Origin of the sequence: Streptomyces sp. NPDC098781, from assembly GCF_044759995.1 — a bacterium.
GTDB lineage: Bacteria > Actinomycetota > Actinomycetes > Streptomycetales > Streptomycetaceae > Streptomyces.
This window is the reverse complement of record NZ_JBIWAK010000008.1, coordinates 268,233-292,637: the sequence shown is the minus strand read 5'-3', so window position 1 is coordinate 292,637 and position 24,405 is coordinate 268,233. Positions and strand designations below refer to the sequence as shown.

General features: G+C 70.8%; 21 protein-coding genes. 10 read left to right on the top strand and 11 right to left on the bottom strand.

Annotation, left to right across the window (positions count from 1 at the left end; genetic code table 11):
- Positions 1-9: 9 nt before the first annotated feature.
- Complete coding sequence (locus tag ACIQWG_RS30630; protein WP_404101547.1) at positions 10-1,245, top strand: DUF4185 domain-containing protein; 1,236 nt, start codon at positions 10-12, stop codon at positions 1,243-1,245.
- Here the strand turns inward: ACIQWG_RS30630 and ACIQWG_RS30625 are convergent.
- Positions 1,181-2,194 (bottom strand): bile acid:sodium symporter family protein, encoded by a 1,014-nt coding sequence (locus tag ACIQWG_RS30625; protein WP_404101545.1) that lies wholly within the window; start codon positions 2,192-2,194, stop codon positions 1,181-1,183. The two genes, ACIQWG_RS30630 and ACIQWG_RS30625, sit on opposite strands and share 65 nt — an antisense overlap.
- A 181-nt stretch (positions 2,195-2,375) precedes the next feature.
- Between ACIQWG_RS30625 and ACIQWG_RS30620 the strand changes: the two genes are divergently transcribed.
- The 3 genes from ACIQWG_RS30620 to ACIQWG_RS30610 all read left to right on the top strand — a co-directional run bounded on the left by ACIQWG_RS30620 (position 2,376) and on the right by ACIQWG_RS30610 (position 6,349).
- Positions 2,376-3,239, top strand: coding sequence for a LysR substrate-binding domain-containing protein (locus ACIQWG_RS30620; protein WP_404101833.1), 864 nt, complete (start codon positions 2,376-2,378; stop codon positions 3,237-3,239).
- Positions 3,240-3,511: 272 nt separating this feature from the next.
- Positions 3,512-5,338: an AMP-dependent synthetase/ligase gene (locus ACIQWG_RS30615; RefSeq protein ID WP_404101543.1), complete on the top strand. Its 1,827-nt coding sequence runs from the start codon at positions 3,512-3,514 to the stop codon at positions 5,336-5,338.
- A gap of 177 nt (positions 5,339-5,515) precedes the next feature.
- The gene (locus ACIQWG_RS30610) at positions 5,516-6,349 is read left to right on the top strand and encodes an aldo/keto reductase (RefSeq protein ID WP_404101541.1); all 834 of its coding nucleotides are present in this window, start codon (positions 5,516-5,518) and stop codon (positions 6,347-6,349) included.
- A 133-nt stretch (positions 6,350-6,482) separates the two neighbouring features.
- On the opposite strand, the gene ACIQWG_RS30605 is transcribed toward ACIQWG_RS30610, so the two are convergent.
- The 3 genes from ACIQWG_RS30605 to ACIQWG_RS30595 all read right to left on the bottom strand — a co-directional run bounded on the left by ACIQWG_RS30605 (position 6,483) and on the right by ACIQWG_RS30595 (position 8,945).
- The gene (locus tag ACIQWG_RS30605; RefSeq protein WP_404101539.1) at positions 6,483-7,094 is read right to left on the bottom strand and encodes a hypothetical protein; all 612 of its coding nucleotides are present in this window, start codon (positions 7,092-7,094) and stop codon (positions 6,483-6,485) included.
- Between the two features lie 109 nt (positions 7,095-7,203).
- Positions 7,204-7,905: an SDR family oxidoreductase gene (locus ACIQWG_RS30600; RefSeq protein ID WP_404101537.1), complete on the bottom strand. Its 702-nt coding sequence runs from the start codon at positions 7,903-7,905 to the stop codon at positions 7,204-7,206.
- 110 nt (positions 7,906-8,015) lie between these two features.
- The gene (locus tag ACIQWG_RS30595; protein WP_404101535.1) at positions 8,016-8,945 is read right to left on the bottom strand and encodes a class I SAM-dependent methyltransferase; all 930 of its coding nucleotides are present in this window, start codon (positions 8,943-8,945) and stop codon (positions 8,016-8,018) included.
- Positions 8,946-9,083: 138 nt separating this feature from the next.
- On the opposite strand from ACIQWG_RS30595, the gene ACIQWG_RS30590 reads away from it, so the two are divergent.
- Positions 9,084-9,854, top strand: a complete 771-nt coding sequence (locus ACIQWG_RS30590) for a phytanoyl-CoA dioxygenase family protein (RefSeq protein WP_404101533.1) — start codon at positions 9,084-9,086, stop codon at positions 9,852-9,854.
- An 87-nt stretch (positions 9,855-9,941) separates the two neighbouring features.
- On the opposite strand, the gene ACIQWG_RS30585 is transcribed toward ACIQWG_RS30590, so the two are convergent.
- Together ACIQWG_RS30585 and ACIQWG_RS30580 are read right to left on the bottom strand one after the other, a co-directional pair.
- Positions 9,942-11,660: a glycoside hydrolase family 6 protein gene (locus ACIQWG_RS30585; protein WP_404101531.1), complete on the bottom strand. Its 1,719-nt coding sequence runs from the start codon at positions 11,658-11,660 to the stop codon at positions 9,942-9,944.
- A 29-nt stretch (positions 11,661-11,689) separates the two neighbouring features.
- A complete protein-coding gene (locus tag ACIQWG_RS30580; RefSeq protein ID WP_404101529.1) occupies positions 11,690-13,180 on the bottom strand; it encodes a cellulose binding domain-containing protein in 1,491 nt (496 codons plus the stop codon).
- Positions 13,181-13,431: 251 nt separating this feature from the next.
- Here ACIQWG_RS30580 and ACIQWG_RS30575 point away from each other — a divergent pair, with 251 nt between their 5' ends.
- Positions 13,432-16,347, top strand: coding sequence for a glycoside hydrolase family 48 protein (locus ACIQWG_RS30575; protein WP_404101527.1), 2,916 nt, complete (start codon positions 13,432-13,434; stop codon positions 16,345-16,347).
- A 78-nt stretch (positions 16,348-16,425) separates the two neighbouring features.
- Here the strand turns inward: ACIQWG_RS30575 and ACIQWG_RS30570 are convergent, their stop codons facing one another.
- Complete coding sequence (locus ACIQWG_RS30570) at positions 16,426-18,300, bottom strand: rhamnogalacturonan lyase (RefSeq protein WP_404101525.1); 1,875 nt, start codon at positions 18,298-18,300, stop codon at positions 16,426-16,428.
- Between the two features lie 40 nt (positions 18,301-18,340).
- Complete coding sequence (locus ACIQWG_RS30565; protein WP_404101523.1) at positions 18,341-19,291, bottom strand: helix-turn-helix transcriptional regulator; 951 nt, start codon at positions 19,289-19,291, stop codon at positions 18,341-18,343.
- A gap of 39 nt (positions 19,292-19,330) precedes the next feature.
- Between ACIQWG_RS30565 and ACIQWG_RS30560 the strand changes: the two genes are divergently transcribed.
- Together ACIQWG_RS30560 and ACIQWG_RS30555 are read left to right on the top strand one after the other, a co-directional pair.
- Positions 19,331-19,810, top strand: a complete 480-nt coding sequence (locus tag ACIQWG_RS30560) for a hypothetical protein (RefSeq protein ID WP_404101521.1) — start codon at positions 19,331-19,333, stop codon at positions 19,808-19,810.
- On the top strand, positions 19,807-20,283 hold the full coding sequence (locus ACIQWG_RS30555) for a hypothetical protein (protein ID WP_404101519.1): 477 nt from the start codon (positions 19,807-19,809) through the stop codon (positions 20,281-20,283). Before ACIQWG_RS30560 ends, ACIQWG_RS30555 begins: the two co-directional genes overlap by 4 nt.
- Here ACIQWG_RS30555 and ACIQWG_RS30550 read toward each other — a convergent pair.
- Together ACIQWG_RS30550 and ACIQWG_RS30545 are read right to left on the bottom strand one after the other, a co-directional pair.
- Positions 20,252-20,995: a class I SAM-dependent methyltransferase gene (locus ACIQWG_RS30550; protein WP_404101517.1), complete on the bottom strand. Its 744-nt coding sequence runs from the start codon at positions 20,993-20,995 to the stop codon at positions 20,252-20,254. The genes ACIQWG_RS30555 and ACIQWG_RS30550 overlap by 32 nt on opposite strands.
- A 5-nt stretch (positions 20,996-21,000) precedes the next feature.
- A complete protein-coding gene (locus ACIQWG_RS30545) occupies positions 21,001-21,303 on the bottom strand; it encodes a 4a-hydroxytetrahydrobiopterin dehydratase (RefSeq protein WP_404101515.1) in 303 nt (100 codons plus the stop codon).
- A 664-nt stretch (positions 21,304-21,967) separates the two neighbouring features.
- On the opposite strand from ACIQWG_RS30545, the gene ACIQWG_RS30540 reads away from it, so the two are divergent.
- Positions 21,968-22,795 carry a helix-turn-helix domain-containing protein gene (locus tag ACIQWG_RS30540; RefSeq protein WP_404101513.1) on the top strand — a complete coding sequence of 276 codons (828 nt, stop codon included), beginning with the start codon at positions 21,968-21,970 and terminating at the stop codon, positions 22,793-22,795.
- Here the strand turns inward: ACIQWG_RS30540 and ACIQWG_RS30535 are convergent.
- Positions 22,777-23,202 (bottom strand): hypothetical protein, encoded by a 426-nt coding sequence (locus tag ACIQWG_RS30535; RefSeq protein ID WP_404101511.1) that lies wholly within the window; start codon positions 23,200-23,202, stop codon positions 22,777-22,779. The two genes, ACIQWG_RS30540 and ACIQWG_RS30535, sit on opposite strands and share 19 nt — an antisense overlap.
- A gap of 326 nt (positions 23,203-23,528) precedes the next feature.
- Here ACIQWG_RS30535 and ACIQWG_RS30530 point away from each other — a divergent pair, with 326 nt between their 5' ends.
- Entirely contained in the window at positions 23,529-24,392 is an 864-nt protein-coding gene (locus ACIQWG_RS30530) for a helix-turn-helix domain-containing protein (RefSeq protein ID WP_404101509.1), read from the top strand.
- Positions 24,393-24,405 lie beyond the last annotated feature (13 nt).

Sequence of the window (24,405 nt, the reverse complement as noted above, 5' to 3'; positions counted from 1 at the left end):
GTCCCGGTCGTGCCCGACGACGCACGAGCACGGCAGCGTACGGGAACCGGCCTCGGACTGCTGCTGGCCCTGGTTCTCGCGGCCGTGCTGCTCACCGCCCTCCCGGACGACGGCGAACGGGAGGGCGGTGACGCGTGCGTGGCGCACTCGGTCCGGTCCTGGTCGGCCGACGACGAGCTGACCGCCGAGTTCGCCCGCTACGGCGACGACCCCTCCCGCACCGACGACTGGACCGGCGGCGACGGGACGCACTCGGTACGGCTGCCGGACGGTCGGCTGCTGTGGCTGTTCTCGGACACCTATCTCGGTCAGGTGCACGGCCCGCCCAACCCGTTCGGCGAGTCCTTCACCTGGCGGGAGGCGACCGCCCCGCTGGTGCGCAACTCGGCGGTCGTCATGCGCGACGGACGCCTGGAGCGCACCCTCGCCGCCCCGCTGTTCCCCGATCCCGCGCCGAACCAGTGGCGCTGGCCGGTCGCCGCCCGAGTCGAGCCCCGCTCCCCCGGTTCAGCGGAACGCGTGCTGCGGGTGCTGCTGTGGGTGCGCACGGCCGGGCAGTCCCCCTGGATCTACGGTGTGCCGACCGCGACCGAGGTCGCCACGCTCTCGCTGCCGGAGCTGCGGGTGGAGTCGGTCACCAGGGTGCTGGACCAGCAGTTGGTGCCGGACGCCTCGCGGCGGGTGCTGTACGGGACGACGCTGCTCGAGGAGGGCGGCTGGACGTACGTCTTCGGGGGTGACGACGGCCAGGCCGCCTCCCGGCCCGTGTCGCACGCCTACGTCGCCCGTGTGCCGGACGGCCGGCTCGCCGAGCCCGGAGCCTGGCAGTACTGGAACGGCTCCGGGTGGGGGAAGGCGGGGGCACGGCCGCGCGCCGTGCTCGGGGACGGGCAGCGCGCGGGGGTGGGCAGCGCGTTCTCGGTGGCGCGGGTGGGCGGGACGTACGTGCTGTTCACGATGGCCGCCGGCGCCGACGGGCTGACGACGGTGACGTCGTACTGGGCCTGCTCCCCCGTCGGCCCGTGGCACGGGCCGACGAAGGACTTCACCCCGTCGCTGCCGCCGGGCGGCCAGGTCGCCGCCTACAACCCGCAGGTGCACCCCGAGTTGAGCGACGGCGGGCGGCTGGTGCTGAGCTACGACGTCAACTGGCTGGACACCGGCGGCGCGGCGGCCCAGCTCAGCCGGAACGTGTCCCTGTACCGACCGCGGTTCGTGACGCTGCGGGCGGCGCCGACACGGTGATCGTCTCCTGGACGTCGTGGGCGCGCCGCTTGGCGATGACCGCGCACACCATCAGCTGCATCTGGTGGAAGAGCATGAGCGGGAGGACGGCGAGGGAGGCGTGCGCGCCGAACAGGACACTGGCCATGGGCAGCCCGGCGGCCAGGGACTTCTTGGAGCCGGCGAACTGGATCGCGATGCGGTCCCCCCGGCCGAAGCCCAGCGCCTTGGCGCCGTACCAGGTCAGGGCGAGCATCACCGCGAGCAGCACCGCCTCGACCGCGAGCAGGCCGGCCAGCCGGACCGCGCTCACCTGGTGCCAGACGCCCTGGACCATGCCCGCGCTGAACGCGGTGTAGACGACCAGCAGGATCGAGCCGCGGTCGACGAGGCCGAGGACCTTCTTGTGCCGGGTGACGAAGCCGCCGATCCAGCGGCGCAGCAGCTGCCCGGCGACGAACGGCACCAGCAGCTGGAGCACGATCTTGACCACCGAGTCGGTGGAGAACCCACCGGCGCTGCCGCCGAGCACGGCCGCCGCGAGGAGCGGGGTGACGACGATGCCGACGAGGGAGGAGAAGGATCCCGCGCAGATCGCTGCGGGCACGTTGCCGCGTGCCATCGAGGTGAAGGCGATCGAGGACTGGATGGTCGACGGCACGAGGGTGAGGAAGAGCAGGCCCTGGTAGAGGGGGTCGCTCAGGATCACCGGGACGAGACCGCGGGCGGCCAGGCCGAGCAGCGGGAAGACGATGAAGGTGCAGGCGAGGACGGTGACGTGGAGCCGCCAGTGCTTCAGCCCGTCCAGCGCCTCACGGGTGGACAGCCGGGCGCCGTAGAGGAAGAACAGGAAGGCGATGGCGGCCGTGGAGGCGCCTGACGCCACGTCGGAGGCCGTCCCGCGCGCCGGGAACAGGGCCGCGAGCCCCACCGTCCCGAGCAGCAGCAGGATGTACGGGTCGATCGGCATCCAACGGGGCCATCGCAGGCGTTTCACTGTGCTCCACTACTTCGCTGTCGCTTCGCTGAACTTCCGGTTCCGGGCACGGACGTGCCCTCTCCATCGTCCTCCGGAGGTCAGCGATCGGGAATCCGGCATACCACTCTGACTGTCATCACGTTCCGCGATGACCAGGGGTAGCCTGGAGGGCGTGTACGACCCCTCCCAGCTGCGTACGTTCCTCGCGGTGGCCCAGACCCTGAGCTTCACCCAGGCCGCCCGGCGGCTCGGCCTGCGCCAGTCGACCGTCAGCCAGCACGTACGGCGGCTGGAGGAGGCCACCGGGCGGCCGCTGTTCACCCGGGACACCCACTCCGTGGAGCTGACGGAGGACGGCGAGGCGATGCTCGGCTTCGCCCGCCGGATCCTCGAGGTGCACGAGCAGGCGTCGGCGTTCTTCACCGGCACCCGGCTTCGCGGCCGGCTGCGTTTCGGCGCGTCCGAGGACTTCGTGCTGACCCGGCTGCCGGAGATCCTGGAGAGCTTCCGCTACGAGCACCCCGAGGTCGATCTGGAGCTGACGGTCGAGCTCTCGGGCACGCTGCACGAGCGGCTGGCCGCCGGGAAGCTCGACCTGGTGCTGGCCAAGCGGCGCCCGGAGGATCCGCGGGGCGAACCGGTCTGGCACGACCGGCTGGTGTGGATCGGCGCGGAGCGCCTGCGGCTGGAGGCGGACCGTCCCGTGCCGCTGATCGTCTACCCGCCGCCCGGCATCACCCGGGCGCTCGCTCTGGAGGCGCTGGAGCGGCAGGGGCGCGACTGGCGGATCGTGTGCACCAGCGGCAGCCTCAACGGGCTGATCGCGGCGGCGCGGGCCGGACTCGGGGTGATGGCGCACTCCCGGGGACTGATTCCGCCGGGCCTCGTGCGGGTGCCGGACCGGTTCGGGCTGCCGGCGCTCGGGCGCGTCGACTTCGTGCTCGTGCACGGCCGGCGGCAGGCGGCGGCCCAGGGGGCGGCGGACGCGCTGGCGGCGGCGGTCCTGGCGGGCGGGGATCGACTGCACCGCCGGTAGCGGGGTGGAGCATCCGGAGAATTACAAGATCGACAAGGCTCATACCGGGTAGTTGGCTCGTACAGATTCGGTGGAGATTACGGCCCCGAAACTTACTCAACCGTCAGTTTTCTGTCCGACCCTTCCCCATGTGAGCGCATTTTCCACCGCTGACCAGTGGATACCCGAGCAGCGGTCGATTTTCGGCCCCCTCCCGTCCGAAAGGCGGGTGGGGTAGCTTTCACGGCGCTGTGCGGAGCGTCAGCCGAGGCATTCGGAGCGGGGAGCGGGGTTTGCGCGAGTTCACCAACCCTCCGTTGGCGTTGGCACCGCCGGTGGGCGGTCTGGCCGACGTCGTCTTCCAGCATGCCCAGGAGGATCCGTCGTACGTGGTGCTGGGCCGCAAGGACGAGGGCGGCCAGTGGCGGGACGTCACCGCCGCCGAGTTCCGGGACGAGGTCCTGGCTCTCGCCAAGGGCCTGCTCGCCCGGGGCATCCGGTTCGGCGACCGGGTCGCGATCATGTCCCGTACGCGCTACGAGTGGACCCTCTTCGACTTCGCGCTGTGGACCATCGGCGCGCAGGTGGTGCCGATCTACCCCACCTCCTCGGCCGAGCAGTGCTTCTGGATGCTGTACGACGCCGAGTGCTCGGCGGCGATCGTGGAGCACGAGGACCACGCGATGACGATCGCCACGGTGATCGGCCGGCTGCCGCGGCTGCACCAGCTGTGGCAACTGGACTCGGGCGCGGTGCACGAGCTGTACGACGCGGGCGCCCACCTCGACGACGAGGTCGTCCACCGGCACCGGCAGGCGGTCACGCCGGACTCGGTCGCGACGGTCATCTACACGTCCGGTACGACGGGGCGGCCCAAGGGCTGTGTCATCTCGCACGGCAACTTCATGTACGAGGCGGACACGGTCATCGAGCGCTGGGAGCCGGTGTTCCACTCCAAGAAGGGCGACGAGGCGGCGACGCTGCTTTTCCTGCCGCTCGCGCACGTCTTCGGGCGGATGGTGCAGGTCGCGGCGATCCGCGGCCGGGTCCGCTTCGGCCACCAGCCGCAGATGAACGCGGCGGCCCTGCTGCCGGACCTCGCCGCGTTCAAGCCGACGTTCTTCCTCGCCGTGCCGTACATCTTCGAGAAGGTCTTCAACGCCGCCCGCCGTAAGGCCGAGAAGGAGGGCAGGTCCGGCCCGTTCGAGAAGGCCGTCGAGGTCGCCGTGAAGTACGCGGACGCCATGGAGGCCAAGGCGTGGGGCATCGGCCCCGGCCCGTCGGCGGGGCTGCGGATGCAGCACCAGCTCTTCGACAAGCTCGTCTACTCCAAGATGCGCGCGGCGATGGGCGGCCGGATCCGGCACGCGATGTCGGGCGGCTCGGCGATGGACCGGCGGCTCGGGCTGTTCTTCGCCGGCGCGGGCGTGCACATCTACGAGGGCTACGGCCTCACCGAGTCGACGGCCGCCGCGACCGCGAACCCGCCGGAGCGCACCCGCTACGGCACCGTGGGCCGCCCCATCCCCGGCACGACCGTGCACATCGCGGACGACGGCGAGATCTGGCTGCACGGCGCCAACGTCTTCCAGGGCTACCTCAACAACCCCAAGGCCACCGACGAGTCCCTGCACGACGGCTGGCTGGGCACCGGCGACCTGGGCTCCCTCGACGAGGACGGCTACCTCACCATCACCGGCCGCAAGAAGGAGATCCTCGTCACCTCCGGCGGCAAGAGCGTCTCGCCGGGTGTGCTGGAGGAACGCGTCCGGGACCATCCGCTGGTCTCGCAGTGCATCGTCGTCGGCAACGACCGCCCGTACATCGCGGCCCTGGTCACCCTCGACCAGGAGGCCGTCGAGCACTGGCTGATGATGCGCGACAAGCCGCAGCTGACCCCGGCCCAGCTGGTGCGCGACGCCGATCTGGAGACCGAGGTCCGACGTGCGGTCGTCGCCGCCAACACCCTGGTCTCCCAGGCCGAGTCGATCCGCACCTTCCGTATCCTCGCCCAGCCCTTCACCGAGGAGCACGGGCTGCTCACACCGTCGCTGAAGCTGAAGCGCAAGGCGATCGAGAACGCGTACTCCAACGAGGTCGACGCGTTGTACCAGGCGTGAATCCGTACCGGGTCGGCCGGCATGCACGCGGAATCGTGCCCTCCGGTCGCGCTCGCCCCGGTTGTCGTCGCCGTCGGCGGTTTCCGCAGCGGATTCCGCCGTCAGGAATGCACGGCGTCCTGTGATCGTTGACGATATGCAGTACCACCTGACGACAACCGTAAGGATCAAGAGCTCGTGAGCAGCAAGGTCCCCCCGATCATCCTCAACAACGGCGTGGAGATGCCCCAGCTGGGCTTCGGGGTCTGGCAGGTGCCGGACGACGAGGCGGAGACGGCGGTCGCCACCGCGCTGGAGACCGGGTACCGCAGCATCGACACAGCGGCGATCTACGGCAACGAAGAGGGCACCGGCAAGGCCATCGCCGCCTCCGGCGTCCCCCGCGAGGACATCTTCGTCACCACCAAGCTCTGGAACGGCGACCAGGGGTACGACGCCACGCTCCGCGCCTTCGACGAGTCGCTGGCGAAGCTGGGCCTGGACTACATCGACTTGTACCTCATCCACTGGCCGGTCCCGGCCCGTGGCACCTACGTCGACACCTACAAGGCCTTCGAGAAGCTGCACGCCGACGGCCGCGCCCGCGCGATCGGTGTCTCCAACTTCCTTCCGGAGCACCTGGAGCGCCTGATCGGTGAGACGTCGGTGGTCCCGGCGGTCAACCAGATCGAGCTGCACCCGCACCTCCAGCAGCACGCCTCCCGGGAGTTCCACGCCGAGCAGGGCATCGCCACCGAGGCCTGGTCCCCGCTCGGCCAGGGCAAGGGTCTGCTGGAGGTCCCGGCGATCGTCGCCATCGCCCAGAAGCACGGCCGCACGCCCGCGCAGGTCGTGCTGCGCTGGCACCTCCAGATCGGCAACGTGGTCATCCCGAAGTCCGTGACGCCGTCGCGGATCGAGGAGAACATCGCGGTCTTCGACTTCAACCTCGACGACGAGGACCTGGCCGCCATCAGCGCCCTCAACGAGGACCGCCGCCTCGGCCCGGACCCGGCCACCTTCGGCGGCTGACCCCACCGCACCCGCACAGCGCCCCGCCCGCCACTCGGTCGCACGAGCGGCGGGCGGACGCGTGCGGGGCGCTCTTGCGGGGCCGGAGCTCGGGGTGGCCGGCGTGCTTACGGCGGCCGGTGTCCGTGCGGGATCAGTCGCCCCGCACATCGGTGAAGACGACCTCGAACTCCTCCAGGCCGATCACGCTCACATGTGCCTTCGCCGCGCCCTCGTGCCGGGCGCCCGCCTGGGCCGAGCGGGACGCCGCCAGGGACGTCTGGTCGACGAAGAGCGCCCCGACCATGCCGCGTCCGCGCTCCCGGTCGACCAGCAGGGACGCCCTGGCCAGTCCCGGAAGCGTGTCGAGCCTCGGGACCACCGTCGCCCGGAACGTGTCGGCGAGCAGGTCCGTGTCCCTGGGGTCGAACTCCAGCCGGGTGAGGCGCAGTCCGCCGCCCGCCCGCGGCTGCCCCACCTGGTGGAAGACCAGCACCTCGTAGTTGTCGACCGCGAGGGTGCCCGCGAAGGGATCCAGCATCGCCGCCCGCCGCTCGCGCAGCACCTCGTCGCTGTTGCGCCGGGCCTGCTCGGTCTCCCACCAACTGGCCGCGAGCAGCTTCCCGAGCGTCCGGTCCACGAAGACGCTCGCTCCGCGGTATCCGGGACGGTCCTCCAGAAGGTCCCGTCCCTCCGTGTTCATCGCCCTGACGGCCGTGTCGATCTTCGTCGGATCGCCGGTCGTGTAGATGGCGCGTACGAACATGACACCTCCCGGAGAGCCGGGCGCACATCCGAAATCTTCGGTATGTCCAGTCTTCTACCGAGAGTCATGTCGCCGCAACTGACCAAGGAATCCTGCTGACGGAAGGTCGTCAGTTGGGCTGACCGAGCGGCCGTACGACGACGGTGTTGACGTCCACGCCGTCGGGCTGCCGGACGGCCCACACGACCGAGTCGGCGATCTGGTCGGCGGTCAGCAGATGCCCCGGCGGCAGGCTGCCGTAGCTGTCCCAGAACGGTGTCTCGACCCGGCCCGGGGCGATGTGCGTGACGCCCACGCCCCAGTCGGTGACCTGCCGCCGGGTGTTCTCGGCGAGCCCGGTGACCGCCCACTTCGTCGCCCCGTAGATGTTGCCCGGCCCCGGCACGAACCCGGCGACGCTGCCGACCAGCACGATCCGGCCGCGGGTCTCCTTGAGGGCGTCGATGGAGGCGCGGATCAGCAGGGCCGGACCGAGGACGTTGGTCAGCACCATCTCCTTCCACCCCTCGGGGTCGCCCTCGGCGACGGAGTCATGGGTGGCGAAGCCGGCGTTGGCGACGACCGTGTCCAGCCGCCCGAAGGCCTTGAGCGTAGTGTCGACGGCCGCCCGCACATCGGCGTACTCGGCCGCGTTCCCGACCACGGTCAGCAGTCCTTGCGGTGCGCCGAGTTCCTCGGCGAAGCCGCGCAGCCGCGCCTCGCCACGGCCGGTGACGGTGACCCGGTACCCGGCGGCCAGCAGCTGTCGTGCGACCGCGGCGCCGATGCCGCTGCCACCGCCGGTGATGAGTGCGACCGGAGAGTCGGTCATGGTGGATCCCCCTGTGTCTCGGTCCCCTGTGTCTCGGTTCGGACGAGAGGGAGTCCACCAGTTGGAGAGCTCTCTAAGTCAAGCCCCGCCGCCGCCCGGCGCCCCGACTGTCACCTGGTCCGCACGGCCGTGTACACCGTCTGCGCCGCCAGCACGAACACGTCGGGGCGGTGGTGCACGCTCGCCTTGTCCTCCGGGTCGAGCAGCCGGTCGAGGGTCGCGCGGTCGTCGGCGTCGAGGCGGTCGCCGAGCCCCTCGCGCATCCGGCCGAGGGTGCCGGCGATGTAGGCGCGGGCGCGGTCCGTGGTCGGGGCGGGCAGGTCGAGGAGGAAGGTGCGCGTGCCGGTGGGTCGCAGGCCCGCCGAGCCGAGCAGCGCCGGCCAGTCCTCGGTCTCGGCGACCGAACCGGGGAGGTCGGCCCGCATCCGGGCGAACCACTCCGCCTCCAGCATGTCGAGGCGGGCCTGGAGTCCGGGCCGCCCGAACCCGATGTCCCGCGGCAGGAAGCGCGACGGCAGACCGCCCTCCTGGAGGGCCAGCGTGCCGCCGGACGCGAGCCGGTCGGCGAACGCGGCGAGCGCGGCACGCTGGTCGCCCAGGTGGTGCAGGCTGCGGCCGGCCCAGAGGAGATCTACGGGGTAGTCCAACTCGTCCAGGACCCCCGGGAGTTCACCGGTGAGCGTGTCGAAACGGTCGGCGACGCCGAGCCGCTGCGCCCGCCCCCGGGCCCGGTCGAGGAGCGGCTCGGATCCGTCGACGGCGACGATCCGTGCGCCCGGGAAGGTGTCGGCGAGCAGACAGGACAGGACTCCGGGACCGCTGCCCGCGTCCACGATCAGCCCTGGCTCGGTCTGCCGTTTGGCCAGCCAGGCCATGGCGTGTTCGTACAGCGGCGTGAACAGCTCCGCCTGCGCCTCCAGCAGCGGGCCCATCTCGGCCCAGTCGACCTCGGTGTGGTCGTGGTCATGGTGGTGCTGGTGTCCGGGGTGCTGGTGCTGGTGTCCCGGGTGCTGGTGGTGCGGGTGGTTCTCGGGTGCCATGGCGGCCTGCCTCTCGTCCGGATGCCGCCAGCCTGCTCCGAGGCACCGCCCCCGGGCCACTGTCCTTGCCGAGGCGGCAAAAACGGGACAAAGAAAAATGGGGTGCGGCGGCGGGCTCCGGTCGCTCACGATGGCCCGATGGACGACGAGATGGTGGAGCGCTTCCTCGAGGACGGGTTCGTGAGGATCGAGGGCGCCTTTCCGCCGCGCGTCGCCGAGCACTGCGCGCGGCTGCTGTGGCGGGAGACGGGGTACGACCCGCAGGACCCGGGCACCTGGAAGGACCCCGTGCACTGGGTGTACGACATGGCGCAGGGCCCCTTCGCGGCCGCCGTCAACACACCCGTGCTGCACGAGGCCTTCGATGTGCTGGTGGGTGAGGACCGCTGGCAGTCGCGCTACTCGCTGGGCACCTTCCCGCTGCGGTTCCCGCACGAGGAGGAGCCGGACGACGCGGGCTGGCACATCGAGGGCAGCTATGTGCCCGAGGGCGCCGAGCACGCCCACACCAACGTGCACTCCAAGGACCGCGCCCTGCTCATGCTCTTCCTGTTCAGCGAGGTCACCGAGGACAACGCCCCGACCCGCGTCCGGGTCGGCTCGCATCTCGACGTACCGCCCGTCCTGGCACCGTACGGCGAGCGGGGCGCCTCCTTCCTGGAGCTGGGCCCGAAGGTCGCGCAGGCCTCGGCGCACCGCCCGCTCGCCCACGCCACCGGCCGCCCCGGCGACGTCTACCTCTGCCACCCGTTCCTGGTGCACGCCGCCCAGCCCCACCACGGCACCCGCCCGCGTTTCATGGCCCAGCCGCCGCTGCACACGGCGGTGCCGCTGGAGCTGGACCGGGCCGACGGGGACTACTCGGCGGTGGAGTTCGCGATCCGCCGGGGCCTGGCCAGAGAGCACTGACCGGACCCCGGCGACTACCGCGCCCCGACAGGGGCGCGGGGAACTGCGCGATCAACCACAGCGGACCCGCAGTGCCGAGTCACCGCACTACGACAACGGCGGGTAGGCGTTCTGCATCAGCTGCTGGAACTGCGCGGAGAACCAGTGCCCCGACAGCGGAGCGTTCGGCAACGCACCGGACAGGTTGTTGCCGTTGCGCGGATTACCCGTGTACGTCGGGTCGCACATCCGGTCGAACCCCTTGCCCTCGTCGTTCGGGATCTCCGAGCTGGCACCGTCGGACTCACCCGGGGGCTTGATCCAGACGTAGGCGTCGATCCCCGCCGCCGGCGCGGCCTGCGGACGCTCGCCGAGACCGGCACCGGACTGGTTGCACCAATTGCCGACATGGATACGGCGGTCGTAGCGGCCTCCGTTGACGTAGGTGTCGACGTCGGTCGTCGCACCCGGCCCGGCGGGTCGCGCGCTGCCGCCCCAGCCATTCCTCGACGTGTCGATCAGCATGCCGATCCCGGAGTTGAACCCGGTCGTGACCAGCTGGTTCCGGAAGGCCTGCGCGAACGACAGTTCGTCGACGTAGCGGTTCCAGTCGACCCACTTCGACTCACGGACCGACTTGCCGCCCACGGAGTCCCCGATGGTGAAGTTGTTCTCCTTCAGGGCGCTGTAGTTGGCCGTGTTGGCGATGAAGCCGTGCACGTCGTTCACGGTGGCGCCCTCGGAGGTGGCGGCCTCCTTCATCACGGTGGCGCTGGCGGCGAAGTTGTCGTCCCAGCCGATCCAGCCGTGGTGGCCGGCGTCGATGTAGTTGTAGACGTTGGCGACGTCACCGAGCTTGTTCAGGGCGTAGCCGACGCCCTTCTGGTAGTTGCCGTTGGCCTTCATCACGTCGCACTGCGGGGTGGCCGTGGGACGGCTGCCGGTGTTGGTGACCAGGTTCGGCAGCGAGTCGATCTCGATCGTGGTGACGATCCGCAGCGAGGCGTACTTCGGGTCGGCGAGGATCGCGGCGATCGGGTCGATGTACTCGGTCCTGTACCGGCCGAGCTCCGTCGGGCCGAGCTCGCCGTTGGAGGCGAGGGCGGCGCAGTCGCGGCCCGGCAGGTTGTAGACGACCAGCTGGACGACCAGTTCGCCGGAGCCCTTCTGGGTCAGGGCCTCGTCGAGGTGGTCGCGCAGGCCCATGCCGCCGTTCACGCCGTTGATCGCGGCGATCCGGTCGAGCCAGACACCGGTCGGCTGGCCCGCGATCCGGCTGCCGCCCGGCTCGGCGGCGGCCTTCGCGGACCACTCCGGGTTCACGTACACCTTGGCGCCGGAGTACGGGTTGTCGACCCGGGGACCGGTGGGCCCGGGGTCCGTCGGATCCGTGGGGCCGCCGCCTCCGTCGTCGACGTTGCAGGTCACGCCGTCGAGGGTGAAGGTGGCGGGGACGGAGTTGGTGCCGCTGTAGGAGGCCTGGAAGCCGAAGCTCACCGAACCGCCGGTCGCCAGCGTGCCGTTGTAGCTCTCGTTGGCGGCGGTGACGTCGGCGCCGCTCTGGCCGATCCGCGCGTTCCAGCCGTTGGTGACCTTCTGGTTTCCGGCGTACGACCACTTCACCGACCAGTTCGACTTGGCGGCGCCCTGGTTGGTGACCGTGACCGCGGCGGTGAAACCGGTGTCCCACTGGTTCTGCACCTTGTAGTCGACGGTGCAGGGCACGGCTGCCGTGCCGATCGCGTCGGGGTCCGCGGCGAGCGCGGTTCCGGAGGCCCCGGCGACCAGCGTCAGGGCAGCGAGCATCGCTGTTCTGGTACGACTCATGAGTGCGGGTTCCTTCTGAGTGAGAGGAATTACCGGTCGAGGGAGCGCAGATGGTCGCGCAACCCGATGCCGTACGACGTGGGGGTTCCGTCGTAGGCGGAGATCAGGGCCGGACCGGAGGAGCAGTTCCAGGTGTTCCAGGTCCAGCCGAGGTAGGACAGCTCCCGGTCGTCGAACCACTTCATGACCTGGTCGACGAAGGAGTGCGAGCAGGTGTTCTCCCCGATCTCCCCGGCGACCAAAGGCACTTGGGCGGCGACGGGTGCGAGCGTGGAGTTCCAGCAGCTCTCGTTCGCGCAGGTGTTGAAGTTGTAGACGTGCCAGGCGGCGGCGAGATTGCCCGCCGGGTCGGTGGGCCGGTACGTCAGCCACTGGCTCAGGTCGTTCGAGTACGCGAGTCCGCCGAGCAGGATCGGATTGCGGGCACCGGTGCCCCGTACGGCGTCGACCAGATCCTGCATGCCGGCGACCTCGTACCCGATGCCGGGACAGGTGCCGCCGTCCCGCCAGCACTGCCACGCCTGGGTGGTCGTGGGCGTCGCGCGGTCCGGGTAGGGCTCGTTGAACAGGTCGAAGACGACGGTCGGGTCGTCCTTGAAGGTGCTCGCGACCGACGCCCAGAAGGCGGGCGTGTACTGCGTGTTGGGCATCGGCTTCTGGCAGGTGGCGTGCACGTCGGAGCAGCCCGCCGAGTTGCCGGTGTACTGGCCCCAGGACCAGTGGAGTTCGAGCATCGGCGTCATGCCGTGCGCCTTGACCCTCGCCACCAGTTCCCTGACGGCGTCGACGTAGTTCGCGCCGCCGTACTCGGGCTTGATGTTGGACAGGCCCAGCCAGCACTCCTCGTTCAGCGGAATGCGGACCGTGTTGGCGTTCCAGTCGGCGATCGCCGCGACGGCCGCGTCGTCGACCGGGCCGTCCCAGATCCCGTAGCCCTGGACGCACATGAACTCGCCGCCGGACCGGTTGACGCCGAGCAGGCGACGGGTGGTGCCGTCGGCGTCCACGAGCCTGTTCCCGGAGACGTGCAGGGCCGGGGGCGCCGTGCCGTCACCGGGGTCCGGCGGATCGGTCGGGTCCGTCGGACCGGGTGGCGACGGTTCGGTGTCGGCGTTGCAGGTGGTGCCGTTGAGCTTGAACGTCGTCGGTACGGCGTTGGTCCCCGACCAGGACGCGATGAAGCCGGCGCTGACGCTCGCGCCGGTGGCGAGCGTGCCGTTCCAGGACTCGTTGGTCGCGGTCACCGTCGTACCGGACTGGGACCACTTGGCGTTCCAGCCCTGGGTGACCCTCTGGCCGCCCGCGAAGTCGAAGCCGAGGCTCCAACCGCTCACGGGCATCGAGTTGTTGGTGATCTCCACGGCGCCCTGGAAGCCGCTGTCCCACTGGCTGGTGACGGAGTACGTGACCGCGCAGGCGGGGGTGGCTCCCTGGGCCGTGACCACCGGCACCGTCACGGCCGCGACGAGGGCGACCGCTCCGGTGCAGGCTAGAAGTACGGAACGCGGGGGGTGTCGCATGAGCGACTCCTTGCAGATCGGGCGCGCCGTGACGGACGCGTCGACTGATGGAATCGCTCCCACTGGTGTCCCTGAAGTTAGCGCCAAGTGACGGGGATGGACAGAGGAGTTACTGACTTTTGCTCAACTGGACCTGTCGAATCTTTTCGACTCTTCGAGCACCTTGACCCCTTGCACCCCCGTCCTCACTATGGGAGCGCTCCCACTGGTTCAAGCCTTGTCTTCTCCGAGCCACGAGGAGGAACCAGCACGTGCATCCCCCACGCAGACACAGAGCCGTACGGCGGTTGTGGACGGCCGTCCTGGCGGCGCTGGCGCTTCCCCTGACCATGCTCGGCCCCGCCTCGACTCCCGCCCGGGCGGCGGCGGTTCAGTGCGGTGTCGACTACCGGACCAACGACTGGGGCTCCGGCTTCACCGCGGAACTGACCCTCACCAACCGCGGTACGGACGTCATCGACGGCTGGACCCTGACCTACGCCTACACAGGCGACCAGAAGCTCGGCAACGGCTGGAACGGCACCTGGTCGCAGTCCGGCCGGGCGATCACGGTGAAGGACGCCGGCTACAACGGGCGCATCGCCGCCGGAGCGGCCGTCACCACCGGTGCGCAGTTCGCCTACAGCGGCACCAACGCCGCGCCCACCGACTTCGCCGTCAACGGCACGCGGTGCGTCGGCGCCCACCAGCCCCCCGTCACGGTGCTGACCAGCCCGGCGGCCGGTGCCGTCTACGCGCAGGGCGACGCCGTCCCGCTCGCGGCCACGGCGGCCGCCGCGGACGGCGCCACCATCGGCAAGGTCGAGTTCTACGACGACACCACGCTGCTGGGCACGGATACCACGGCGCCGTACTCGCTCTCGGTCTCCAGCTTGACCGTGGGCGGTCATTCGCTGCTCGCGAAGGCGTACGACAGCCTGGGCGCGTCCGGCGAGTCCACACCGGTCGGCATCACGGTCGCCTCGGGTCCCGCCGTGGTGGCCACACCGGCCCAACTCCCGGTCCAGCAGGGCAAGTCGGCGACGTTCGACGTCAAGCTGTCGACCCAGCCGTCGGCGAACGTGACCGTCACCACCGCCCGCACGGGCGGCAACTCGGGCGTGTCGGTGACCGGCGGCGCCTCGCTCACCTTCACGCCGTCGAACTGGAACACCGCCCAGAAGGTGACCGTCTCCGCCGACTCCTCCGGCACGGGTTCGGCGACCTTCGAGTCGACGGCCGCGGGGCACGCGAAGGCGTCGGTGACGGTGACCCAGATCGCGGCGACGAAGGCGTACGACGCCCGGTTCCTGGAGCTGTACGGCAAGATCACCGACCCGGCGAACGGCTACTTCTCGCCCGAGGGAATCCCGTACCACTCGGTCGAGACACTGATCGTCGAGGCGCCGGACCACGGTCACGAGACCACCTCGGAGGCCTACAGCTACCTTCTGTGGCTACAGGCCATGTACGGCAGGGTCACCGGCGACTGGTCCAAGTTCAACGGGGCCTGGGAGATCATGGAGAAGTACATGATCCCCACCCACGCCGACCAGCCGACCAACTCCTTCTACAACGCCTCGAAGCCGGCGACCTACGCGCCCGAGCTGGACACGCCGAACGAGTACCCGGCGAAGCTCGACTCCTCGGTCCCGGTCGGTTCGGACCCGATCGCGGGTGAGCTGAAGAGCGCGTACGGCACGGACGACGTCTACGGGATGCACTGGCTCCAGGACGTCGACAACGTCTACGGGTACGGCAACTCGCCGGGCAAGTGCGAGGCGGGGCCGGCCGACACCGGGCCGTCGTACATCAACACCTTCCAGCGCGGCGCGCAGGAGTCCGTGTGGGAGACGGTGCCGCAGCCGACCTGCGATGCCTTCAAGTACGGCGGTGCGAACGGGTACTTGGACCTGTTCACGGGTGACGCGTCGTACGCGAGGCAGTGGAAGTTCACCAACGCCCCGGACGCCGACGCCCGTGCGGTGCAGGCCGCGTACTGGGCGGACCAGTGGGCCGACGAGCAGGGCAAGGGCGGCGAGGTCTCGGCGACCGTGGCGAAGGCCGCGAAGATGGGCGACTACCTGCGGTACGCGATGTACGACAAGTACTTCAAGAAGGTCGGCAACTGTGTGGGAGCGTCGAGTTGTCCGGCCGGCACCGGCAAGGACGCCTCGCACTATCTGCTGTCCTGGTACTACGCCTGGGGCGGTGCCACCGACACCTCGGCGGGCTGGGCCTGGCGCATCGGCTCCAGCCATGCCCACGGCGGCTACCAGAACCCGATGGCCGCATACGCGCTCAGCGCGTACGCCGACCTGAAGCCCAAGTCGGCGACGGGGCAGGCGGACTGGGCCAAGTCCCTTCAGCGGCAGGTCGAGTTCTACCGCTGGCTCCAGTCCGGTGAGGGCGCGATCGCGGGTGGAGCGACCAACAGCTGGGCGGGCCGGTACGCGACGCCGCCCACCGGGAAGTCGACGTTCTACGGCATGTACTACGACCAGCAGCCCGTCTACCACGACCCGCCGTCCAACCAGTGGTTCGGTTTCCAGGCGTGGTCGATGGAGCGGGTCGCCGAATACTACCAGCAGACGGGGAACGCGGCGGCGAAGGCCGTGCTGGACAAGTGGGTGGACTGGGCGCTGTCCGAGACGACCGTCCATCCGGACGGCACGTACCGGATCCCGTCCACGCTCCAGTGGTCGGGGCAGCCCGACACCTGGAACCCGTCAAGTCCGGGCGCCAACAACGGACTTCATGTCACCGTCGCCGACTACACCGACGACGTCGGTGTGGCGGCCGCGTACGCGAAGACCCTGACGTACTACGCGGACCGCTCCGGCGACACGGCGGCCGCGACTACGGCCAAGGCCCTGCTGGACGGCATGTGGGACAACCACCAGGACGCCCTGGGCATCGCCGTCCCGGAGAGCCGCGCCGACTACAGCCGCTTCGACGACCCGGTCCACATCCCGAGCGGGTGGAACGGCACGATGCCGAACGGTGACGCGATCGACCCGTCGTCGACCTTCGACTCGATACGGTCGTTCTACGAGGACGATCCGGCCTGGTCGAAGATCGAGAGCTATCTCGCGGGCGGTGCCGTGCCGTCGTTCACGTATCACCGTTTCTGGGCTCAGGCGGACATCGCGCTGGCCATGGGCTCCTACGCGGAGTTGCTGGAGTAGGGGTCACGGCGCCGACGCGCTCTTCATGGGTGCACGCGGTCGCCCGACACCACTCGGGCGACCGCCTCTCCTGCTCCGTCAAGGGGTGTACACGGCCGGCCTGGGCGCGGTCGCCATGCCGTCGCCGAGGAAGAAGCTCGGGTGCGGGGGCTGGTTGTAGGCGGTGTTCTGCCAGGCGAGACCCGTGCGGTACATCGTGTCGTGCAGCAGGGTCGTGATCCTCGTGCTCGTCTCGTAGGGCGTGGAGTAGATCCGCAGGGCGGTGTTGCCGCTGGTGCGCCAGACGACCTCCTCGCGCCAGTCGCCGAGGATGTCGCCGGAGAGCACGGGCGTGGCCTTGGTGCCGTTGTTGGCGGAGACGCCGGAACCGGTCAGCAGACGGGTGTCGGACGACGTGCCGTACTTGTCGATGTGGGTGCCGTCGAGCAGTTCGCGGACGGGGTCGCCGTCCCACCAGGACAGGAAGTTCACCGAGGACGGCTCGCGGCCCTTGGCGGCACCGGCCTCGTCGCGGATGGAGCTGTCGGAGGCGGACCACATCTCGGCGCCGCCGTTCCCGGCGTAGATGTCCCCGGCCACGCCCCGGCCGTTGTCGCAGCAGGCGGCCAGCTTCCACTCGATGGTGCCGTCGGCCGGGTCGACGTACAGCTCGGCGGGCTGGCCGGTCGACTCCGAGACCTTGAAGTACTCCAGGCCCGCGTGCGAGGGGTCGAGGTCGGCGAGGTGCTGGGCGTCACCGTGGCCGGTCTTCGTGGTCCACAGGCCGTTGCCGTTGTCGTCGACGGCCATCGCGCCGTACACGATCTCGTCCTTGCCGTCGCCGTCGACGTCTCCGACGGACAGGCTGTGCGAGCCCTGGCCGTCGAATCCCTTGCCTGTGTTGGTGGAGGAGTTGGTGTCGAAGGTCCAGCGGCGCGTGAAGCCGCCGTTGCGCCAGTCCCAGGCGGCGATGACCGTACGGGTGTAGTAGCCGCGCGCCATGATCAGGGACGGGCGGGAGCCGTCCAGATAGGCGGTGCCGGCGAGGAACCGGTCGACGCGGTTGCCGTACGAGTCACCCCAGGACGAGACCGTGCCCCGGGCCGGGACGTAGTCCACGGTCCCCATCGCCTTGCCGGTCCGCCCGTCGAACATGGTCAGGTACTCAGGGCCGGAGAGCACGTAGCCGTTCGAATTCCGGTGGTCGGCGGACGAGTTGCCGATGACCGCGCCCGTCCCGTCGACCGTGCCGTCGGCGGTCTTCATGGCGACCTCGGCCTTGCCGTCGCCGTCGTAGTCGTACACCTGGAACTGTGTGTAGTGCGCGCCGGAGCGGATGTTGCGGCCCAGGTCCACGCGCCACAGCCGGGTGCCGTCGAGTTCGATGCCGTCCACGATCGTGTTGCCGGTGTAGCCGGACTGGGAGTTGTCCTTGGCGTTGGTGGGCTGCCACTTGAGGACGAACTCGAGGGCGCCGTCGCCGTCGAGATCGCCGACCGAGGCGTCGTTGGCCTCGTAGGTGTACACCAATCCGTCGGGGGTCGTGCCCCCTGCCGGCGGGCTGATGGGGACGTCCTTGTAGCCCGGCCGGAACTGGACGGCGTGCACGGAGTCGCCCTGTTCGACGCCGTTCACGATCGCGCGGACGGTGTAGTCGGCCTGTTCGGGGGCGCCGGTGTGGAAGTAGTTCGTGGAGCCGGTGATCGGGGCCGCGTTGACCTTGGTGCCGGCCCGGTAGACGTTGAAGGAGACGTCGTTCGGGTCGGTGCCGAGCCAGCGCCAGCTGACCAGGTTGCCGCCTGCGGTGTGGACGCTGACCACGCCCCGGTCGAGGGCCTCGACCTGCCGGGCGGTGGCCGCCTCAGCTGTCGTGGCGCCGTTCAGGGTGGTGAGTCCGGCGGCGATCAGGGCGGCGGTGGCGAGGGCCGCGGAGAGGGCGGCCCGGCGTCTGCTGTACTTGCGCGGGTGCTGCACTTGGCGTGCCTCCTCGGGAGGACGGACGGATTCCGTTCCCTCAGTCGCCGCTGTCCGTACGCGAGTTGCCGTACCTTTCGGCCAGTTCGGCCACCGTCCCGGCGATCCGGTCGCGCAGTTCGGGCGGTTCGAGCACCTCGATGCCGGTGCCCAGGCGCAGGAACTCGGCGTGGGCGCGGTCGACGGACTCGATGGGGACGGTGACGCGGGTCCAACCGTCCGTGTCCGTACGGTGATCGGCCGCACGGTCGAGGGTCACTCCGGGCGCCAGCCGCACCACCGCCCGCCCGCTGTACAGGCGGTCGTGGAAGTCACGCTGGTACGCCGCCCAGTACGAGGCCAGGTCGAAGCCGTCCGGGCGGACGAACTCCTCCTCGGTGACGGTGAGTCGGAGGATCTGATCGACGCGGTAGGTGCGCGGACCGGGGCCCGCGACGACGTACCAGCGGCCTGCCTTGAGGACGAGTCCGTACGGCTCCAGGCGGCGCTCCACATCGGTGGGTTCACGCCAGCGGCGGTACAGGATCCGCAGGACACGGCCGTTCCAGACGGCGTCGGCGACCGCGGGCAGGTACGGCGTCTCGTCGGCGTCGGCGTACCAGCCGGGCGCGTCGAGGTGGAAGCGGCCGCTGATGCGGTCGGCGTGGCCGCGCAGCTCCGGCGGCAGGGCGGCGCGGACCTTGAGCTGGGCGGCGGCCAGGACGGAGCCGAGGCCCAGTTGAGCGGCGGGGCCTGGGGCGCCGGCGAGGAAGAGGGCCTCGGCCTCGTCGGCGGTCAGGCCGGTGAGGCGGGTGCGGTAGCCGTCGAGGAGGCGGTAGCCGCCCGCGTGGCCCGCGTCGCCGTACAGCGGGATCCCGGCGGCGCCGAGGGCCTCCACGTCCCGGTAGATCGTCCGCACCGACACCTCCAGCTCCTGCGCGAGCTGGGCCGCGGTCATCCGGCCCCGGGTCTGGAGCAGCAGGAGGACGGAGACGAGCCGGCTGGACTTCACTGACACAGGATGTCAGTGAAGCGGTCCTAACGTCACGGCATGCCCTTCACGGAGAAACTGCTGACCGTGCCTGAGCCGATCGAGGTGGCCGGGCGGCACATCAAGCGCTACCACGTCACCGCCGACCCGGCCGGCATCGCGCCCGAGGTGGAGAAGGCGGCGTACGCGATCCTGCCGGAGCTGCTGCCGGAGCCGGACGGCACTCCCCCGGCGACGTTCGTCGTCCTCCACCGGGGAGGGGACGACGGCGCCTATCTGAACGCCTACAGCTGGGTGTGGGACAACGTCCTGCATTTCAGGTTCGCGTCGGCGGGCCAGCCGGTGCTCGGCTGCCCGGACCGTGACCCCACCCACTTCATCGCGCCCGACCGGCCGTGGATCGGCTGCGTCTGGGAGCTCCCGCCGATCCTGCACGAACGGGACGCCTGGGCACGGCACCTACTCGCGCCCGAAGTCCCGGACCTTAAGGCCTACTTGGCCGACTCCCTGCCCGAAGGAACCACTGGAGACCGCACATGAGCAGCCCGCACGACTTCGACTTCTTCCACGGCGACTGGGAGGTCCGCCACCGTCGGCGCACCGACTTCCTCGACCCGGCTTGTGAGTGGGATGAGTTCCCGTCGACCAGCCGCTGCCGGCCGCTGTTCGACGGGGCCGCGAACGTCGACGAGATCGACATGCCGTACCTGTCGGCGAAGGGCGCGACCCTGCGGCTCTTCGACCGGGAGACCGAGCAGTGGTCGCTGAGCTGGGCCTCCAGCGTCACAGGGACGCTGTTCCCGCCGGTCCTCGGCCGCTTCGAGGGCGGACGCGGGGAGTTCTACGGCGACGACACCTACGCCGGGAAGGAGGTGCGCGTGCGGTTCGTCTGGTCGGGCGTCTCCCCGACGGCGGCCCGGTGGGAGCAGGCGTTCTCCGTCGACGGCGGTGAGAGTTGGCTGACCAACTGGACGATGGACTTCACGCGGCCTTCCGGAACGCCCGGAGTGTGAACACCGGGTCGGCGCGGGGACGGTCCTGGTCCGGCAGTTCCGCGAGCCGGGCGGCGAATCCGTCGGCGAGCGCCTCGCCGGGCGGCAGGGTGACGAACCAGCCCCGGCGCAGGTCGGCGACCGTACGGCGGGGGCTGCGGCCCTGGCCGTGCCCGGTGAAACGGGCGCCGCCCGCCGGGAGCAGGCCGTGTTCGAGGGCGTAGGACTCGACGAGGTCCGCCGCGTCCCGGGCCGGGCGGCGCGGCCGGGCGGCCATCACGGCGTCGATGTCACTGCCGACGTTGTGGGCGGCGGCCTTGTCGACGGTGGTGACGTAGACCCCGCCGGGCCGCAGCACGCGGGCGCACTCGCCCACGACGGTCCGTACGTCCTCGGCGGTCGGCACCAGGTGCAGCAGCCACACGCTGCTGACGGCGTCGAACCGGCCGCCCCGGAAGGGCAGCCGGCGGCCGTCGGCGAGCACGACGGCCCCGGGCATACGGGCGGCGGCATGCCGGACCATCGCGGGTGCGAGGTCGACGCCGGTCACGGTCAGTGCGTCGCGGCCGGCGGCGAGCCGTCGCGTGACGATGCCGGTGCCGCAGGCGACGTCGAGCAGGCTCCGGGTGCCGTCCGGCAGGAGTCCCAGTACGGCCCGGGCCGCCGCGGCCGCCCTCGGCTCGCCGCCGCGTGAGGCGTCGTACCGCTCGGCTTCCTTGTCGTAGTCCAGCACGCCCGTCACTGGGCCCCGTGGCCGGGCGCGAGCTCCTCGATCCGGTGGGCGAGGGCGAAGTCCCGCTCGGTCACACCGCCCACCGTGTGCGTGTTCACGGTGAGCGACACCGTGTTGTAGCCCAGGGTGAGGTCGGAGTGGTGGTCGAGCTCCTCCTGGACCTGCGCGATGTGCACGACCATCGCCGTGGCCGCGAAGTGTGAGGGGAGCCGGTAGGAGCGGGCGATCCGGTCGCCGTCGAGCGACCACCCCGGCAGCTCCGCGAGCCGGTCCTCGATCTCCTTCTGCGACAGGGCTTCCAGGGGCATGGCATCGCTCCTTCCCGAACGGTCGGCTACGCCTTCAGCCTGCCACAGCCGGGACGCGGCGGCCCTGGTCAGAAGGGTGCCCGGTGGCGGGGGCGGGACACCTCCGGGCTCGTGGGGGGGGTGGGGGCGACCTGCCTGGCCAGGTCCCGGGCCTCGGTTGGGGCGGCCGAGGCCCGCACGTGACCGGGTGGCGGGTCGGCCGCCGGTGACTGCGCAGGGCCGCACCCTCCAGGGAGACGCCCGCGACGAGGTGCGCCACGATCGAGGCGAGGACGCGGGCCGCGTACCAGCCGGTGGCGGTGGGTGCGCCGGGCCGCTCGGGCGGCCATGCCGGAGGCGGGCTCGGCCGGGTTCACCAGGCCGAACGAGGCGGAGCGCAGCACGCCGCCGCAGCCCTCGGGGGGCCTGACCGGGCTTGCGGCCGAGCGCCGGCCACGGGTCGGGTACGTACAGCTGGGCGACCTCGGAGACGCAGACGCCTCTACCGTGAGTGCGGCGGGCGTACAGCCACCGTCCGGTGATCAGGTCGCCGTCGCGAACGGCGTCCCCGAGAGCCCCGCCGAGCAGCCAGCGCTGCACCCTCGCCGCCATACACCCCCTCGTCAGCCAAGGACAGCATCCACGACTCCGGCATTCCACCCGTTCCTCGACTACGGTCGTACCCATGACCACTGTCCCGTCCGGCGCCGCCCCCGCCGCCGCGCCCTCCGGTCAGGGCGTCGGCCCCTTGCTGCGGGCCTGGCGTGAGCAACGTCGGGTCAGTCAGCTGGAGTTGGCGTTGCGGGCCGACTCCTCGGCGCGGCACATCAGCTTCATCGAGACGGGCCGTTCCCGGCCGAGCGAGGAGATGCTGCTGCGGCTGGCCGAGCACCTGGAGGTACCGGTCCGCGAGCGCAACGCGCTGCTGCTGGCCGCCGGCTACGCCCCGCACTACCCGGAGACCCCGCTGGACGACCCGGCCCTGGACGCGCTGCGCGCGGGCATGGAGCAGCTGATCCAGGGCTACGAGCCGTACCCGGCGATCGTGGTGGACGCGATGTACAACGTGCAGGCGGCCAACCGCGGCATCCTGATGCTGCTCGACGGCATGCCGGCGCACCTCCTCGAACCCCCGCTCAACGCGATGCGCCTGACCCTGCACCCGGAGGGCCTCGCACCGCGCATCCGCAATCTTCGTGAGTGGCGCGGCCATCTCCTGGCACAGATGGAGCGGCAGATCGCCCTGCACCGCTCGGAGCCGCTGCGCGAGCTCTACGAGGAGGTGGCGGCGTACCCGGTGCCCGAGGAGGAGCCGGGCGCGGAACCGGCCGAGCCCGTGCCGTACTTCGCGCTGCCGTTGCAGATCGAGCACGAGGGCCGCGTCCTGTCCTTCATCTCGTCCATCTCCACCTTCAACACCCCCATGGACGTGACCGTGGCCGAGCTGGCCATCGAGACGCTGCTCCCGGCCGACCCGGCGACGGTCAAGTACCTTCAGTCACTGGTCCCCTGACGCGCCCTCAGTGCGAGATGCTGAAGGACCGCGAACCCGGCGACCACGAGCGCCTGGAGAACCGTCCACACGGCACCCGCGGCCGACGGCGACAGCCACACCGCGAGGGCGATCAGGCTCAACGCGGCCCAGGCGAGGTTGATCTCGATCACGGCGCGTACGGGGAAGGCGCCGGGCCGGGCACGGGAGGCGAGCAGCCCGACGGCCGCCGCGTACGCCGCGAGGATCCCGCCGAGGGCTAGCAGCAGGGTGGAGTCGACTCCGAGGAGACGGCCCAGCGGCCCGGACGCGACGAGATAGGCGAGCCCGTTCGCCCCCGTCACCACCGCGTCGAGGGCCAGGAAGCGGCGCAGCACGGTCTGCGGGTCGGAGGCCCGGGCGAGCCCGGCGAGCGTGGTGGCGGACATGGTGAATCACCCTCCGTCGAGGTCGATTGGCGGTGGTGGGACCCGAGTCCCGGAACGGAGTGCGCCGCCCCGGAACCCGGTGCCTCCACGATCCCGCGGAGGGGGCAAGGGGTCGATTACCCGCGAGGTAATGGGGAGGGCACCGGGGACCGAGTCACCATCAACTCCCGTGCAGGCGTAGGGAACTGGGCAGACGGACACGGGCCATCCGCAGTCGACGTACAAGACCGGCCACCCCCACGGAACCGGAGGGCCCGCCTCCCCCACGGCGCCCTCGAACGTGGCAGACTGCTCGCCGTACTTTCGGCGCGTAGGGGAGGCGTGGCGTGAGTGAGCGGCGACCCGCCCCCACCGTCGGCCAGGTGGTGCTGGGCAAACGCCTGCAAGAGCTGCGGGAGACGGCCGGCCTGGACCGTGAGGAGGCCGCGCGGGTCCTGCGCGTCACCGCGGCGACGATACGCCGGATGGAGACGGCCGAGGTCGCTCTGAAGATCCCGTACGTCCAGGTGCTCCTGGAGACGTACGGCGTCCCGGAGGAGGAGGCTGCCGCGTTCGTCTCGCTGGCCGAGGAGGCCAACCAGCCGGGCTGGTGGCAGCGCTTCCACGATGTGCTGCCGGACTGGTTCAGCCTGTATGTGAGCCTGGAGGGCGCCGCCCGGATCATGCGCTGCTACGAGCCGCACTTCGTGCCCGGCCTGCTCCAGACCGAGGAGTACGCCAGTGCCGTGATGCGGACCGGCACGATCGGGCAGACCGGGCCGGAGACCGTCGAACGGCATGTGTCGCTGCGCATGGAGCGCCAGCGCCTGCTGGAGCGCCCGGATCCGCCCCATCTGTGGGTGATCATGGACGAGACGGTGCTGCTGCGCCCGGTGAGCGGCGGCGGCGAGGTGATGCGCGACCAGGTGGACAAGCTGCTGGAGTTCGCCGAGCGCGACCGGGTCACGGTCCAGATCGCCGAGTTCGCCTCCGGCCCGCACCCGGGGACGTACGCGCCCTTCACGCTGTTCCGGTTCGCCGAGCCGGAGCTGCCCGACATGGTCTACACCGAATACCTCAGCGGCGCCCTGTATCTCGACTCCCGCAGGGAGGTCGCCGCGCATCTGGAGGTCCTGGACCACATGTCGACGGCCGCGGCGTCGGCGGAACGCACGAAGAAGATCCTGCGGGAGTACCGCGAGACCTGTTGAGGCACCGCACCGG